Raw genomic sequence first — 15,979 nt, 5'->3', positions numbered from 1 at the left:
TGTTGTCCTCCTCAAGAACCCATGTCCTTGAGAGGAAACAATGACCCGAGCCGCACTGTTACGAGTCTCGATCCTGGCTTCTGCGCTGAGCTTTTGTACTGCGGGCATCGCGCAGGCGGCCTTAGGCGACATTGAAAGCGCGTACCGCCAGCTTGTTCAAACGCTTCAACAAAGCCGGAACGGTTCCATCGACATCACTACGCGTGCGCAGATCACCCAGGCGGCCAAAGCTTTTCAGGACGCCATGCAACGCGACGGCGGCGCACGACCGGATCTCGCGGCGGACGCATACAACATCATCGCGTCGTTATCCGATGGGACGTTCAACGCCGGCGCAAGTGTCAATGCGCTTCGACGCGACGCAAAAGGCAGCGTGATCGAGTTCGGCAAATGGAATCCGTCCTTGCCCGGGAGCCCGATCGCGAATCCCATTGGCACGCATCTGAACCAAAGCAGCGAAGGCGATTGCGTGGGCATTTCCGTCGTCAAGGCGTTCTCGAATACGCAGACGGGCGCCGCGATCTTGCACAGGGCGGTCGCGCTTAATACCGACGGCAGTTACAACGTGAGTTTGCCGGGAGATCCGTCGACGATTTACCGGTTGAATCCGGGCGAACTCGATCAGTTTGGCAAAGGCGATCCGGGCGCGGCGGCTGTGGTCGGCGCGATGTCCCAGTACTTCCGCAAGGACCCGAAACAAGGCGCGCTGCCGACCAACAAGGTCATGGAACTCCTCGCGGGACACGCTGGCGAACACGATCGTCTAGCCGATATACACAGCACACCCGCACAGATCACCGCTTACCTGCTGGAACATGCGGATGGCGCGAGCAGCCGCTACGCGATGGTCTTCGGCGGCAAACCCGCGCGCAACGGCGACTGGTCGAAAGGGGATGGACATGCGTTCGCGATCATTCGTATCGACAAGACGAACATGATGTTGACGTACACCAATCCGTGGAACGAAGCGACCACGCGGACCATCGCGATCCAGGATCTCGCGCAGCAGGCAGCAGGCACGTCGGCGGACTTCGAGACGGTGACGTTTCGATGAGTCTTTTCCGCTGAATCCAATGGAGCGGCGCAATTCTTGTTAATGTGACGGTCGAATCCGTTCAAGCCAAACCATCGCTCATGACCTCGAACACCTTGCGTGCCGCAACCTCAGCCGACTTCAACGCGCCGTCCGAAGATGTTGCACGCCGTCTGATCGGTGCAATTGTAAGTGTCGATGGTGTGGGCGGCAGGATCGTGGAAACGGAAGCTTATGATCGCGAGGACCCGGCATCTCATAGTTTTTCCGGACCTACGCCGCGCAACGCCGTGATGTTCGGGCCGCCCGCATTCGCGTACGTGTACCGGTCGTACGGAATTCACTGGTGCCTGAACTTCGTCTGCCGGGAAGCCGGACATGGCGCCGGGGTGCTGATCCGCGCGATCGAACCGCTGACCGGACTTGACGCCATGCGGCAACGGCGCGGCGTCGAACCCATGAAACTCCTTTGCTCGGGACCGGGCCGCGTGGCGCAGGCGCTGGGCATCACGCACAAGAACAATGGGATGTCGCTGCTCAATACGCCGTTTTACATCGAAATGCCTGAGCAAGGATGTCCGCTCGTCACGGGACCGCGTATTGGAATCACCAAAGCGATGGACGTGCCCTGGCGGTTTGGCCTCGCCGGATCGAAGTTTTTCAGCAAGCCATTTCCAAAGGACGCGAAGGACCAATGAACGCGGAAGACGCTACAAAGTAAAAGGGCTGCCAAACCTCGGCAGCCCAAATCATTCTTATAGTCGTTTTATAAATAACAGCAGCGAGCCGGCAGTCACCCCGTCAAAGACGGTCCTCGGGACTACTGGCGCCGCTCCCGTCAAGCAGCCTGTGCAATCAGGCTTTCTGTGCGCGGCTGTAGCATCGCCGCGTTTTCGAGCACCGTCGGTTCCGGCACTTCATTGGTCGATACCACACTCAACTCCACCAGCGCGGTCTGCTCGCTCGCCTGTCTGGCGGCCGCCGCTTTTTTGGTCTTCCCCGCGCGTGACGGCGGCTGGCAGGCCCCGCACACCACGTTTTCTTGCAAATCATGTTTGTGCGCAATGAACTTTCCAGTGCAGCGGCAGCATTTGGTCAACTGCAGCATGCCTGCATCGAAAAAGCGCACAAGGGTCCAGGCCCGCGTTAAATCGAGTACCGCCTCGACATCGCTATTCCTGCAATGTTCGAGATACAGCCGATACCCCTTGGTCAGTGCATCGAGGTGCGAGCAGCCCGCTTCTTTCTTCAGGAACACGTAAGTGTTGTAGAAGAGCGAAGCATGGATATTCGCAAGCCACGTCATATACCAGTCCGCCGAGAAAGGCAGCATGCCCTTCGGTGGCGAAACTCCCTTCACTTCGCGATACAACCGGATCATCCGGTCACGCGAAAGTGTCAGTTCACTTTCGAGCACCTGCATCCGCGCCCCGAGTTCGATCAGTGCGATCGCGCGGAAAACTTCTTGTGCGTCTTCGGTGAGGCTCTTCTTAAGCATGGCGCGCTCTCGTGCTTAGACGAACTGTTCTGCTGGCTGGCCAGCCAGCAAGATGGCTGCGTGTGTCGGCGCAATATCCGCATGTTTCGCAGGCGCCGTCAGTGCAGTCAACATGGCGTGATCATTGAAGCGGAAGAAACACAGCAACTGGTCTGAAGACGCCAGTTTCACGACCTGTGCGAGCGTGAGCCCCGACAGAAGGTCGGCGAGTTCCTTTGACAACCCGAGTCGAAACATCCCGATGGCACGGTCGTCACGCAGCATGCGCTGCGCAAGCATGATGTACGACAAGTTGATTTCTCGAATCGAGTCCAGCGTTTCGCGACCGTTCATGATGTTCCTGCGTTCGATATAAACCCCGAGCACCGTGCCGAATTTTTTACCGGCTTATCTTTGCCTAGCCAAACGTTTGTTCTGTCGGGCTACATTCAAACTTGTTTCAGCGAGTTACATCTTGTAACAACACTGTGAAACGGATTGTAAGTAGCGTGCATCGGGAAATCAAGCTCATCTCAATAATAAATTTCCATAAAACAACACCGGAGATCGGTACTTTTTTCTTAAGTTTGTAACAGGAAAAAGTGACCGGTTTTTTGCGTCGTTTTTGCACCGCTTCTTTCGACAGATAATTTGCTTGTCGATTGATTTTACTAAGGAAAAAACGCGCGTCGCCTACAACCGGTTGACACGGTTTCACAATTAACAGGTTTATCTTTAAGCGGACTTTGTTACAACTTGGCTCTGGATTTGTGGAATGCGCCAGAAGGAAAACCCGTATATCGCTTCTGTCATTCTGCTTTCAAATTTCCGTACCCAATCAACGGAAAAAAATTACCGAATGGGAGTTGGGCGCACTTGTTACGAGCGGTTTGTAACAAGCTGGGGAGATGCCGATGAACATCGGCTATCAACGAGGCGAAGGTTGATACTGGCGAGCGGCGGGCGCGCAGCGCGCCACGCCGTTGAAACAATCGGCGATCTCAGCGTTGCGGCACGCCTTCGCGCCATTCGCCCCAGTGCGTGGCAATGTCCTGAACCAGCGGATTGCCCGCACGGTACAGATTTTCAATAGCCGGCGCAAAACCGCCCTGCGCTGCGTAGTTCAGGAGGTTGTCGGAGGCGGACTGGCCTTCATACGGCCGGTCGAAATCCGAACCCGTGCGCACTGCGGCCACGCGGTTCAAATCCACCTTACGAGCGCTCGCCGCGCGCTTCAACGCTTCGTACGTGGCGTTGTCCTCCTGCTGCGTCGTGCAATAGGTGCCTTTGCCGTCCGTGAGCAGCTTGGTCCAGTCACGCGCGCGCTCACCGATATATTTCCCCGACCACCACGTGTCGCCTGCAAGCGTGTCGCACTGGATCACCTTCGGCGGCCGATTGGCCGGCGCATAGCTGAATTTCGCGCGCGCGGCCTGGGCTTCGGCGCTGTCGGATAGCACTACATTCTTCGACAACGCGTATGCAGCATCGGCCAGCGCGGGATTCAGCTGGAATACTTCGGTCCTGTAATCGAGCGGCGGCTTTTCGCTCGGGCTCTTCGTATTGATGCCGACAAATCCGCTCGGCCAGCTGTCCGGCTTCTCGCGGGCATCGAGTTCCCATTGGATACCGAAATCGACCAGATACTTCGCCCACGCCGCCGAGCCGATCGTGCCTTGTATTGGATCGATGCCGGCAATGCCCGCGATCATGAAATACGTACGGCGCAGATCGAATTTGTCGGAGAACGTGAGCGCCATCAGCGACGCCGCTGCGTTCGCGTGCCCCATGCCCGTGGTCATCACGCAGATGTCCTGCCGGTTGCAGTGCACGACCGGATAGTCCGGCGACAGGCCAGCCACGCGTATCGTCTTCCAGGGACCGAGCTTGTCGAGCCATACCTGGCCCTCGGGCCCGAACATGGAGACGATCATGACCTTTACATCCTGCCCTCCGCGGTTACCGCTGCGAAAGTCATCGGAATCCTGCGCAAACGTTGACGCGCACGCGCTGAAGGCGAGCGTCGCGGCGACGGCGGTCAGACTCGATGCAGGAATGCGCACGCGTGAGCGTTTGAAGAGGCGGGGGAAAGTCGGAAAACGAACGTTTGATTTCATCTGGGCGGCACCGTAAGTGGATGTGGAAACACAAGGTGAAACGCGAGGTGAATCGGGGAGATGCATCGTGAATGCAAAAAGCGCAGATCGGTAAGACAATGTAAGGATCACGCGCTGACCGCATTATAGAAGCGCCGCGCGCAATACAAATTGCGGCAAGTACCGATTACGCACTACCCTGCCATGCATCGTCCACGCGTTCGAAGGATCTTCATGCATGCCACCGCGGCTTCAAAAATGATCGATGCGTTTCATGCGAGCCACGTCGAAGAACGGCAAGAGGTGGAGATGTGGCTCGAGCCAAACGGCGATAGTGCCGTTGCGCTCGAAGCGGTGTGGTCGGAGGGGGAGCATCATCGCGGACATGCGCGTGCTGCAATGGAACGGCTGGTCGCGCTGGCCGACCGGCATGGCGTGATGCTGTCGCTCGTGCCGAAGCCGCTGGCGCCCAAGGGGCAAGGCGTGGATCGCGCCGCGCCCGATGGCGCAGCGCTCGAGGCGTTCTACGAGCGGCTGGGGTTCGAGCGCTCGGGCGGCGAGTTCGAAGGCTCGCCGGTACTCGTGCGGGCGCCGCGCTGAGTGGGTTGGTTGGCATCGCTGTCCACGGCGGCATCGTTATATGGATCACGCCCTGCGCTGTCTGTGGGCCGGGTCCGGGCGGGCGCATTCAGCAACTCGCCGTCTTCGCCTGCCTTTGCACGTGCGGCCATCTCCTCGCTCTCCGCACCGTTGAAGATCACGAAGTTGCGCTGCGGATTGGCAATTTCGATCCCGGCTTCCGTGAAGCGATCCACAATGCGCCGGTTGAATTCGCGCTGCACGCCCCATCGCGCGGTATCGCGGCATTGAATCTGGCCGGCGAGCGTGACCGTCGAACCGTCGACCGCATCCACGCCCCAGAGGCTGAAGTCCGAGAGAATGCCGTCCTTGAAGGCATCGTCTTCTCGCAACGACGCGCCGATCTCCTTGAGCGTATCCGACGCCAGCCCAATATCCTGCCCCATCGCAATGCTCACGCGAACCGCCGCATTCCCAATGCCGCGATTCGTGTTGTTCACCGTCGATACCGAACTGAACGGCACAGTGAAAAGCGAGCCGTCGCCGCCGCGCAAACGCACGGTCCGAATCGACAGGTATTCGACCGTTCCCGACACCCCCGCGAGCGTGACGGAATCGCCAACCTGCATGGCGTTCTCCATCAGGAGGAAGATGCCGGTGATCAGGTCCTGCACGAGTTTCTGCGAACCGAAACCGAGCGCCACGCCGAAGATGCTCGCGCTTGCCAGCAAGGGCCCGGTATTCACGCCAATCTCGCTCAACCCCGTCATGACGACGACCATCGCGATCACGATAAACAGCGCCGTGCGCATCATGGGCAACAGGGTTTGCAAACGCGCGGCGCGCAAGCGATCGCCACTCGCGGTCCACCGTTCGAGCCGCTGTTCGACCAGCACGTTCGCGCCTTCCCACACGATCACCGCGAACAATGCGGCCACCGCAATGGTGATCAGCGCCGATGCCAGCCGATGCCCCACGCCACCTGCCGAGAACAGCGCGAAGACATGGAGGCCCCAGACCTGCAGCAGCGTCAGGATCAGCCCGATGACGATCAAGGTCCGCAAGATACGCCGCAGTAGCGGGTAATAACGATACGCATGCCGGTGAGCAATCGACTTGTTCACCGGGTTTTCGTCTTCGGTCGCCGCATGAAAAATGCGCCCGAGCGCGCCGAACACCACGATCGCAATCACGCGCGCGGCCACCAGCACGAGCAGCGACACGCCAAAAAGATGGAACAGCGTGCGATAGCCGTTGTGCACATCGAGCGCCCAGACGAACCACAGCGCCATCACCAGGAACACGGCGGCAACCGCCCACATATCCGCAATCCAGTTGCCGAACAACACAAAGGTACGGCGCCCGCGCATGCTGTCGCGGATCCATGCCGCCACCGTCGTACGGCATTTCAGTATCACGATGGCAATCAGTACGTGGACGACCAGCGCCACTGCCTTGATGATCGAATCGTGGGCGACATCGGTCAGTCCCAGCGGCGCGGCGCCCTCCGCGAGTGCGATCCCCGCGCCCGCAACCGCGACGATCGCGACCAGCCAGCGATGGGTGAACGCGGCGGATTCATCGCTCATCTGGATCAGGCGCAGGCCCGGCGCACGCGGCGCAAAGAAGAACCCGCTCGCGATCACGATACCGCGGCAGATCAGATAGACATCGACCAGCGCGCCGACTGAACGGCCCTGAGGCGTGCCTTCATCGATGAAAATGGACATCAGCACCGCCGCCGCAATGGTGAAGATCACCAGCGGCAGCACCGCGAGCAGGCTGTGCAGCACGGCGCTCGGCAGACGCTGCAACAAGGTCCAATGACGCGCGGCGTGGCGCACGCCACGGGCGGTATCGACCTTGTGCTCGGCAATCTGGATGGCGACCTCGTTGCCGGAACGCTCCGCGACCGCTTCGGCGTGCACGGCGGCGCGTTCCTCGCTCTTGAGCTCGGGCTGCGTGTCATCGACGTCGACAATTCCCCGTGCCGCAATGCGCGCGCGCGGCCCTCGCACGAGCCGTGCGGTCAAATATTCGAGCAACAGCGCAGGCAAAAGCGATATCAAAATGGCCCAGAACACCTGGCCGACCAGCGCCCGCCCGCTGTCAGTTGCAGTGCGCTGGCGCCACCATTGAATGACGGACCCATAGTCGAGCAGCGCCGTGACCGAGCGGCGCAATCCGCTGCTGATCTCCACCATCCAGGAACTGGCCTGATGGGTTATCTGCGACGCAAGCCCGTTGCTTGTCAGCGACTTTGCCAGCACTCCCGCAGCGCCTGATGCCCCCGATGCCGCCGACGCGTCGCTTGCCGCCGTCGCGCCGGACGCGGCGGTTGCATCACTCGCCGGTGCCGGCGTGGCCAGCGCGCCCGCCGCCGCAACTGCGCGCAACGTGTCTTCAATCTGGTTGCGCCTGGCGGGATCGTTGAGCACAGCCAGCGCGTTGCGCGCCTGTTCGGGAGTCAATGCAACGGCCGCCGGTTTTGCAGCGCTCGCCGCGGCAATTGCGGGAAGGGAAACCGCGCCGCTCAGGGCAAACGCGAAAAGAAGGGAAACGGAGAGGACAATTTTGCGCATAGGCGGGGATGAGAAACTCTGTTGGGGATTCCGCAACGGATGCGCTCGGCCACGAGCACGATTGAGTCTGCGGTCATCGCAGTGCAAGCTGGAATACTTCGTGCATGAAAGGTCTGATCAAAACTACCGGACCTTCGCATGCGAGTCCAGACCCAGCACACTGCCAGGCTTTTTACGGTCGCCGCGCTGACCGCGACCGGACTGCTATTAGCACTTCTCGCGCCCGGAAAGGCCTTCGCCGCCCGCACGCCGGGTACAGAAAGGGTTTTGAAAACCACGCCGCCGGTGGCGGCATCGGTAAGCGAGCCTGGCAGCATGATGACACTCGATGAAGGCACCACGCAGCTTCCGGCAAGCGGCAACACGCAATTGCCCGATACCCCGGATACCCCGCGGCCGCACCACGACCGCCCGCCGGCGCATTTGCCGTGAGCGTTGCGATCAAGCCTGGGCTTCGGTCCGGTCCTCGGTTTTCATTCCGGGCGCACGTGCGATGTCCGGCTCGAAGAACACCCAACGCGCTTCGGGAAACGCGCGCTGCAGGTCTTCCTCGATCAGGTTGATGGCATCGACCATTGCGCGGCCGCTTTCGTATTCCACCATCTCCGCCTGCACAGCGACCACGATCTGCTTGCCCCACTGCAACGTGATCAGGTTGAGCACGCGCACGATTTCCGGACGCGCGCGCAGGTGCGCATCGATCGCCCGGCGCACTTCCGGACTCGCCGATTCGCCGACGATCATTGACTTCACTTCGCGCGCCACCAGATATGCGATCACCATCAGCAATACACCCACGCCGATGGAGCCCGCGGCATCGTAGACAGAATTGCCGGTGATCATTGTCATCAGCACCGCGCAGAACGCGATTGCCAAACCGGCCAGCGCTGCAACGTCTTCGCCGGTCACGACGATCAGTTCGGATTCGCGCGTTTCGCGGAACCATCGCCAGAGGGATTTGCTGCCCGACGTCTTACGGATCTCCTTTAAGGCACCGGCGAGCGAAAACGCTTCGAGCACAACCGAGATGCCGAGCACGACCAGCGCGACAATTGGATTGGTGACCGGTTCATGCGCGGAGATCCGGTGAATGCCTTCATAAACAGAAAACGCGCCGCCGACAAAAAACAGCAGCAACGCAACCAGCATGGAATAGAAGTAGATCTCGCGGCCCGAGCCGAGCGGATGGAGTACGTCGGCGGGCGCCTGCGAGCGTTTGAGGCCGAACAGGAGCAGAAGCTGGTTGCCGCAATCGGCGGTCGAGTGAATCGCTTCGGCGAACATTGAGCCTGAGCCCGTGAACGCCGCGGCGCCGAACTTGCAAACGGCAATGCCGAAGTTGGCGGCGAGCGCGTAAAAAATGGCCTTCGGCGATTCTTCTTTCATCGGGCTCCCGGCGAGTGTTCAGACGTTTTGAACGTTGGGGATTCAGACCACTTCGACACGGCTTTCGCCGTCGATCATTTCTCCGATAACGGCAGCGTCGTCGAAGCCGTCCGCGCGAAAGATGGCGAGCACTTCGTCGACCGCTTCAGGCGCGCACGATACCAACAGGCCGCCCGAAGTCTGGGGATCGGTGAGCAGGGTTTGTGCCACATCGTGCAATGACGAGGCGAGCTGAATGTCCTTGCCGTAGGCCGCCCAGTTGCGCCCCGATGCACCCGTGAACACGCCCACCTTCGCAAATGCCTCGACACCCGGCAGCCACGGAAGATCGTTGAAACGAATCCGCGCGGTCAGTTTCGCGCCGCGGCTGAGTTCGAGCGTATGGCCGAGCAGGCCGAAGCCCGTCACGTCGGTGAGCGCGTGGACCGCGTCCAGCGCGGCGAGGTCCGCGCCCGGCCGGTTCAGCTTGGTCGTGGCGGCGATCATCGCGGCGTAACCGGCTGCATCGAGTTGATCCTTTTTCAGCGCCGCCGATAAAACCCCCACGCCCAGCGGCTTGCCGAGGATCAGCACGTCGCCGGCGCGCGCGGCGGCGTTGCGCTTCACGCGCTTCGGATGCACCAGCCCGATTGCAGCCAGACCATATATGGGTTCGACCGAATCGATGGAATGGCCGCCCGCGACCGGAATGCCCGCTTCGGCGCAAATGGATTCGCCGCCTTTGAGCACGGCCGCGATCACATCGTGCGGCAAGACGTTGATCGGCATGCCGACGAGCGCGAGCGCCAGGATCGGCTTGCCGCCCATTGCGTAGACGTCGGACAGCGCGTTGGTCGCGGCGATACGGCCGAAATCGTAGGGATCGTCGACGATCGGCATGAAGAAATCGGTCGTGGCCACAATTGCCTGCTCGTCATTCAGCCGATAAACCGCCGCGTCATCCGCGGTGTCGTTGCCGACCAGCAGATCCGGGAACAAGGCCATCGGCGTACTGCGCTTGAGCAGGTCTGCGAGCAGGCCCGGCGCAATCTTGCAGCCGCAGCCCCCGCCATGGGAAAGGCTTGTCAGGCGAGGCGACGGGTTTGCGTTCAGCTTGATTTCAGTCATTCAGGAGGTCCGGCAAAGTAACGTGCGAACGACATTATGGTGCGTGTTTGCGATCGGCGGGGAACGCGAACGGGCATCGAAACCCCTCAACTCAGCGTTTACCTTCACTTATAAAAAACATTTTCATATGTGAAAATTGAAGTAGAAATTGGACGGACTGCTTCGTCCGATCAAACCTGACAACGTGAAAGGAGCGGTTATGGTCAAGCGGGTCGAAGGCAAGAATGTGGTGGTGACGGCGGCTGGAAACGGCATTGGACGGGCCTCGGCGTTGATGCTCGCGGCCGAAGGCGCGAACGTCTGGGCCACCGATATCAACGAAGAAGCGCTCGCCGAACTCGCGCGCGACGCAGGCGAAGGTTCGACATTGCGTACCGCGCGCCTGAACGTGCTCGACGCCGCCGATATTGCCGCGTTCGCCGCGAAGACCGGGCCTATCGACGTGCTGTTCAACTGCGCGGGATTCGTGGCCGACGGCAACATTTTGAAGTGCGACGACAAGGACTGGGATTTCAGCTTCGACCTGAACGTCAAGGCAATGTACCGGACTATTCGCGCGTACCTGCCCGGCATGCTGGAAGCGGGCAAAGGCGCGTCGATCATCAATATGGCGTCGGCGGCGTCGAGCGTGAAAGGCGTGCCGAACCGCTTTGCATATGGTGCATCGAAGGCGGCAGTGATCGGCCTGACCAAATCCGTTGCCGCCGATTTCGTTAGCCAGGCAATACGGTGCAATGCCATCTGCCCGGGAACCATCGAATCCCCGTCGTTGCGCGGGCGTATCGCCACGCAGGCCGCGGCGTCCAACGTGGACGAAGAAAAAGTCCGCGCGGCGTTTGTAGCCCGCCAGCCTATCGGCCGGGTTGGACGTGCGGAGGAAGTGGCGGCGCTCGTCACCTATCTCGCCTCCGACGAATCCGGCTTCACCACCGGCACGATCCATATGATCGACGGCGGCTGGTCGAACTGATCCGCGCTCCTACCAATAACGAATAAACGTATCAGGAGACCACCCATGTCGGGATCGATTCCACTCGCCGGGAGCGCGGCAGAAGCCAGCGCGCTCGAAGAAAACGCGTATCGCAAGGCCGTCTGGCGGATCGTGCCCTTGCTGATTGTCTGCTTCATCTTCGCGTACTTCGACCGCGTCAACATCAGCTTCGCCAAGCTCCAGATGCAGGGCGATCTCGGCCTCTCGAACGCGGCCTATGGTTTCGGCGCGAGCATCTTTTTCGTGGGTTATTTCATCTTCGAAATTCCGAGCAACCTGATACTCAGCCGCGTCGGCGCGCGGGTCTGGATTGCGCGGATCATGATCTCGTGGGGCATTGCGTCGGCGGCGATGATGTTCGTCACGTCGGAGACGTGGTTCTATGTGCTGCGCTTCGTGATCGGCGCGACCGAAGCCGGGTTTTTGCCCGGCATCATCTTGTACTTCACGTACTGGTTTCCGGCCAAGCGCCGCGCACGGATCAACGCGCTTTTCATGACTTCGATATCCATTTCCGGCGTGATCGGCGGCCCGTTGTCGGGCTTCATCATGACGCGCTTCGCGGGCGTCGGCGGTCTTGCCGGATGGCAATGGCTGTTCCTGCTCGAAGGGCTGCCGACGGCGCTGCTCGGTTTGCTCGTGCTCGCGATTCTGGATGACCGCATCGGCAACGCCAAGTGGCTCACCACCGAAGAGAAGGCCGTGCTGCAGGGGAATATCGATCGTGAAGACAAAGGAACGTCGCACAGGTTTATCGATGCGATGCGTCAGCCCGGAACGCTTTTGCTCTCGCTGATTTATCTCTTCATGCTGATGGGTTTGTACGGCCTCACGTTCTGGATGCCGCAACTCATCAAGAACACCGGCATTACGAGCCCGATGACCATCGGCTTGCTGACCGCGATTCCTTATGCTGCAGCGGGCATCGGCATGGTTGCGCTGGGCAGGAGTTCGGACCGGCACGGTGAGCGCCGCTGGCATCTGGGGCTGGCGGTGGCCGTGGGCGGCATCGGCTATGCATTGAGCGCGTACTTTGCGCACGACACCACGCTCGCCATGATCTCGCTCGTGATTGCATCGGTTGGCGCGATCGGCTGCCTGCCGGTGTTCTGGACCTTGCCGCCGGCATTTCTCAGCGGCACGGCAGCGGCGGGCGGCATTGCGCTGATCAACTCCATTGGCAACCTGGGCGGCATCATCAGTCCGTATCTGGTCGGCAAGGTAGTCGATATCACCGGCGCTACGTCCGGCGGTCTTTATGCCATTGCGACCGTGCTGATTCTTGCCGCATTGCTGATCCTGTTTGGCTTGCCGGCGCGAATCGCGAACCGGGATCAGGCACTTTGAGATTTTCTAACTTGCCATGAACACCGTCCTCAAGCCATCGAAAAACGCATCCGCCGATACCACCGAAAGCCCGCGTTACGCCGCCCCTGCGCTCGAGAAAGGACTCGATATTCTCGATGTCCTTGTCGATACCGCCGAAGGCTACACGCTCAACGAACTTTCGGTGAAGCTTGGGCGCACGGTCAGTGAAATCTTTCGCATGGTCGTGACGCTCGAGCGGCGCGGTTACGTGCAAGGAGATCACAACGACCGTTACACGCTGACGCTCAAGTTGTTCGAAATGGCGCACCGCCAGCAACCGATTCGTTCGCTGACTGCAATGGCCCTGCCATTGTTGCGCGATCTTGCGAACGTGACGCGTCAATCGTGCCATTTATCGATTTATCACAGCGGGCGGGTGGCGGTGATCGCGCAAGTCGACAGCCCGGAGCGATGGTCTTTCGGCCTAAAAGTGGGCGCGGTCATGGGCCTGACCGATACTTCATCGGGCCATGTGCTGATGGCATTTCGCGATCCTGCCGAGCGTGAGCGCATGCTTGCAGCGCATACCCGCGTGGAAGGCGAGAACGATGTCGAGCCGTCCGTGTTGCTTACATTGCTCGATGAAATTCGCGCCACTGGACACGAGATCGTGCCGAGCCGGCAAATGCGCGGCGTGACCAATGTCGCGTTTCCCGTGATCGGCAGTAACGGCGACGCAATTGCCGCGGTCAACGTGCCTTACCTTGAACGCATCGACCAAAAGCTCAATCCGGAATTCGACGACGTCTGCAGGATGGTCGGAGAAATGGCGTCGCGTCTGTCGGCGCTGATGGGCTTTAGCGGCTACAACCTCGAAAGCGAATGAGCAGATCCGGTTTTAAGCGGGTACGGGGAAATAAATAAAATAAATCGTCAGCGCTTTGCATCGATTTAATCGCGTTGACGAAAAAAATCCCCGTCCGTATAAAAGTCGCACCAGGCAACCTCCGGTGACGACATCATGAAAACGACGAAAATATCCATATGCCTGCCGACGTGCAACCGGCCCGAGTTGCTCGTGGAATCACTGACGTCGTGCCTTGCGCAAACGCATGAGGACATCGAGATATTGATTGGCGATGATTCCTCGGATCACCGCACGCAAGCGTTGATCGATTCAACTTATCTGCATGAACCGCGCGTGATCTACGTCAGGAATGAACCTGCGCTGGGCCAGGCGGATAACATTGCCAGCCTGTTCGATCGCGCGACCGGCGACAAGATCCTGCTGATCCACGACGACGATGCGCTGAAGACTGATTGCATAGAGCGCCTGTTGTCGGCATGGGATGTTTACCCGGATCTTGAGATCGCGTTCGGCGACCAGTATCAGATGGACGATCACGGCGTGGTCGATATCGACGCGAGCAAAAAGCTCAACACGGACTATCACCGCACGGATGCCGTGGTCGGATTGCAGTCCGATCCCGGCAGAACCGGTCTCGTTCAGATGATGCCGAACAACGGCTGGCTCGCGAACGCGGATCTGGTCAAGAAAATCAGCTATAGAAAGCAATACGGCATTGGTTGCGAGTACGTATTCGGCGCGCAGATCTGCATTGCGGCCAGGCAGGTTTATTACCTCAAGGAATACGTGTCGTACTACCGCAAGACGGATGTATCGATGTCGAAGACAACTGCACGCTCAACCACGGCTGCGGCGGTCCTCGCCTATGACTTCCTTAAGTCGCTCAAGCTCGACAAGAGCCTTGAGCCGGCGCGTGAACTTGCGCTCAAGCGGCTCGTGCCGATTGTGGTTTCCGTCTATGCACGAAACCATCAACCGGCGCTGGCGCTTGGTATCGCGCTCTCTCATTTATACGCCTATGACTACGGGCTTAATAAACGTCTCTATTTCCATTTGATGCTGGTCCTCAAGGGACTTGCCGCTAACGGAAATCTAAAGAGCAGCACGCAGAACGGCTAAGCGTCCGTCAAAACGTTTCTTCCTCGGGATCGGGGCCGCGCGTAGCACCTTGCGGCTTCGATATTTTTACCACGCGTCCCGTGCGCGCCGATTCATAGATCGCGTCCATGATCCGCTGGTCCTGCAAGCCCTCTTCGCCGGGCGTATGCGGGATCTTGTCGTTGATCACGCACAGCGACATATGATCGATTTCGCGCGCAAACTGATTGTTTGGATCGATGGTGATTTCCGTATTCGCCGTCTTGCCTTCCACAAGCATGCCGTGCCGCATGCGCAAGCCGTTATAGCCGAACGCGGGATCCATTTCTGCCCAACCGTCTGTACCTTGCAGACGGAAAAATCGTGACTCGTGGCATCCGTAGCTCGCCATGCAGGTCGCCGTAAAGCCGCTCGGGAAACGCATCAGGAAATGCACTGATTCCTCGACTTCCTTGAAGCGTGGATCGGCAGCGGGTTGCGTGAGCATGGCCGATACTTCGTAGGGCTCTTCGCCGCTCAGAAAACGCGCAGCGTTAAGCGCGTAAAGCCCGATGTCTGGCAACGCGCCGCCGCCGGCAAGCGCCTTATTTAGCCGCCATTGCGACGGATCGCTCTGATTCTGCGAATTGCCGGCAATGAATTCGCGCAAGGGACCCAGCTTGTTTTCCTTCGCCATCTTCGCAATCATGCGGTCCATCGGCTCGTATTGGCTTCGGTACGCAATCATCAGTTTTCGATTGTTCTTGCTGCATGCATCGATCATCGCCTGGCAGTCGGCCACGCTGGTCGCCATCGGCTTTTCGCACAGCACGTGCTTGCCGATCTTCGCAGCCCTAAGCGTGAACTCCTTGTGCATGCCATTTGGCAGGACGATGTAAACAACGTGGACGCGCGGGTTATCGGCGAGACGCTCGAAGCTTTGGTAATCGTGGACGTCGGTCTCGCGAACGCCATATTGATGCGCGATCTTCAACGCTTTGTCCCGATCACCCGATACGAGCGCGGCCACGCGTGAATACTTGCAGTTCGATAACGCCGGCAAAATCTGGTCGAGCGAAAGGCGGCCCAGTCCGACAATTGCATAGCCGATACGATTGTCGGGCGGCAAGTTCGCGTCCGGCGTCTCTTCCTTCTGTTCCGTCTTTGGATCCTGAATCAACGAAAGCTTGACCGAATTCGCCGCTGCCGCGGGCGCTCCTGCGGCCCAAGCCGTGCCGGCCGCGCCGGTTGCGAGCGCGGCCGCAAGGCCTGCGCTGCTACGCTGAAGGAACGTGCGGCGCCCGGGCTGTGAAGCGGGCTTGTAGTCGGAAGTAAGGTCCGGGGTAAGTTCTTCTGAATCAGGGCGGTCCACTTGGTCCATGTGTGCTCCTTGCACGCCAGGCTATCGATCAGGTCGATGGCAATAAAGCATTTGCCATTCCTCACCCGTCGATGCCCTGCGTACACACATAGGC

At 59.7% G+C, this 15,979-nt stretch carries 15 protein-coding genes; 8 read left to right on the top strand and 7 right to left on the bottom strand.

Translation table 11 applies throughout. The features are described from left to right. The first annotated feature begins 40 nt into the window (after positions 1-40). Together HB633_RS01745 and HB633_RS01740 are read left to right on the top strand one after the other, a co-directional pair. The gene (locus HB633_RS01745) at positions 41-1,054 is read left to right on the top strand and encodes a hypothetical protein (protein WP_213776334.1); all 1,014 of its coding nucleotides are present in this window, start codon (positions 41-43) and stop codon (positions 1,052-1,054) included. Positions 1,055-1,134: 80 nt separating this feature from the next. Continuing rightward, positions 1,135-1,731 (top strand): DNA-3-methyladenine glycosylase, encoded by a 597-nt coding sequence (locus HB633_RS01740; protein WP_213776333.1) that lies wholly within the window; start codon positions 1,135-1,137, stop codon positions 1,729-1,731. Positions 1,732-1,871: 140 nt separating this feature from the next. On the opposite strand, the gene flhC is transcribed toward HB633_RS01740, so the two are convergent. The 3 genes from flhC to HB633_RS01725 all read right to left on the bottom strand — a co-directional run bounded on the left by flhC (position 1,872) and on the right by HB633_RS01725 (position 4,627). Beyond that, positions 1,872-2,531 (bottom strand): flagellar transcriptional regulator FlhC, encoded by a 660-nt coding sequence (gene flhC, locus HB633_RS01735; protein ID WP_056362504.1) that lies wholly within the window; start codon positions 2,529-2,531, stop codon positions 1,872-1,874. 15 nt (positions 2,532-2,546) lie between these two features. Next, entirely contained in the window at positions 2,547-2,864 is a 318-nt protein-coding gene (flhD, locus tag HB633_RS01730; RefSeq protein WP_056362507.1) for a flagellar transcriptional regulator FlhD, read from the bottom strand. Between the two features lie 647 nt (positions 2,865-3,511). Beyond that, entirely contained in the window at positions 3,512-4,627 is a 1,116-nt protein-coding gene (locus tag HB633_RS01725) for a purine nucleoside permease (RefSeq protein WP_213776332.1), read from the bottom strand. A gap of 213 nt (positions 4,628-4,840) precedes the next feature. Here HB633_RS01725 and HB633_RS01720 point away from each other — a divergent pair, with 213 nt between their 5' ends. Beyond that, positions 4,841-5,206 carry a hypothetical protein gene (locus HB633_RS01720; protein ID WP_213776331.1) on the top strand — a complete coding sequence of 122 codons (366 nt, stop codon included), beginning with the start codon at positions 4,841-4,843 and terminating at the stop codon, positions 5,204-5,206. Here the strand turns inward: HB633_RS01720 and HB633_RS01715 are convergent. Further along, the gene (locus tag HB633_RS01715) at positions 5,131-7,767 is read right to left on the bottom strand and encodes a mechanosensitive ion channel domain-containing protein (RefSeq protein WP_213776330.1); all 2,637 of its coding nucleotides are present in this window, start codon (positions 7,765-7,767) and stop codon (positions 5,131-5,133) included. The genes HB633_RS01720 and HB633_RS01715 overlap by 76 nt on opposite strands. A gap of 138 nt (positions 7,768-7,905) precedes the next feature. Here HB633_RS01715 and HB633_RS01710 point away from each other — a divergent pair, with 138 nt between their 5' ends. Beyond that, the gene (locus HB633_RS01710; RefSeq protein WP_213776329.1) at positions 7,906-8,199 is read left to right on the top strand and encodes a hypothetical protein; all 294 of its coding nucleotides are present in this window, start codon (positions 7,906-7,908) and stop codon (positions 8,197-8,199) included. Positions 8,200-8,208: 9 nt separating this feature from the next. Here the strand turns inward: HB633_RS01710 and HB633_RS01705 are convergent, their stop codons facing one another. Both HB633_RS01705 and selD read right to left on the bottom strand, forming a co-directional pair. Then, positions 8,209-9,153: a cation diffusion facilitator family transporter gene (locus tag HB633_RS01705; protein WP_213776328.1), complete on the bottom strand. Its 945-nt coding sequence runs from the start codon at positions 9,151-9,153 to the stop codon at positions 8,209-8,211. 42 nt (positions 9,154-9,195) lie between these two features. Further along, the gene (selD, locus tag HB633_RS01700; protein WP_213776327.1) at positions 9,196-10,260 is read right to left on the bottom strand and encodes a selenide, water dikinase SelD; all 1,065 of its coding nucleotides are present in this window, start codon (positions 10,258-10,260) and stop codon (positions 9,196-9,198) included. Positions 10,261-10,459: 199 nt separating this feature from the next. Here selD and HB633_RS01695 point away from each other — a divergent pair, with 199 nt between their 5' ends. From HB633_RS01695 to HB633_RS01680, 4 genes are all read left to right on the top strand, one after another. Then, positions 10,460-11,230: an SDR family oxidoreductase gene (locus HB633_RS01695; RefSeq protein WP_213776326.1), complete on the top strand. Its 771-nt coding sequence runs from the start codon at positions 10,460-10,462 to the stop codon at positions 11,228-11,230. A gap of 45 nt (positions 11,231-11,275) precedes the next feature. Beyond that, positions 11,276-12,598, top strand: a complete 1,323-nt coding sequence (locus HB633_RS01690; protein WP_213776325.1) for an MFS transporter — start codon at positions 11,276-11,278, stop codon at positions 12,596-12,598. Between the two features lie 16 nt (positions 12,599-12,614). Next, positions 12,615-13,445, top strand: coding sequence for an IclR family transcriptional regulator (locus HB633_RS01685; protein ID WP_213776324.1), 831 nt, complete (start codon positions 12,615-12,617; stop codon positions 13,443-13,445). A 135-nt stretch (positions 13,446-13,580) separates the two neighbouring features. Then, positions 13,581-14,546 (top strand): glycosyltransferase family 2 protein, encoded by a 966-nt coding sequence (locus HB633_RS01680; protein WP_218626645.1) that lies wholly within the window; start codon positions 13,581-13,583, stop codon positions 14,544-14,546. A gap of 7 nt (positions 14,547-14,553) precedes the next feature. Here the strand turns inward: HB633_RS01680 and HB633_RS01675 are convergent, their stop codons facing one another. Continuing rightward, on the bottom strand, positions 14,554-15,885 hold the full coding sequence (locus tag HB633_RS01675; protein WP_213776323.1) for a Gfo/Idh/MocA family oxidoreductase: 1,332 nt from the start codon (positions 15,883-15,885) through the stop codon (positions 14,554-14,556). Between the last annotated feature and the right edge of the window lie 94 nt (positions 15,886-15,979).

The sequence above is a fragment of the Caballeronia sp. dw_276 genome (assembly GCF_018449635.1).
Classification (GTDB): domain Bacteria; phylum Pseudomonadota; class Gammaproteobacteria; order Burkholderiales; family Burkholderiaceae; genus Caballeronia.
The sequence above is the reverse complement of the archived record's forward strand: the minus strand, read 5'-3'. Positions and strand labels throughout refer to the sequence as shown.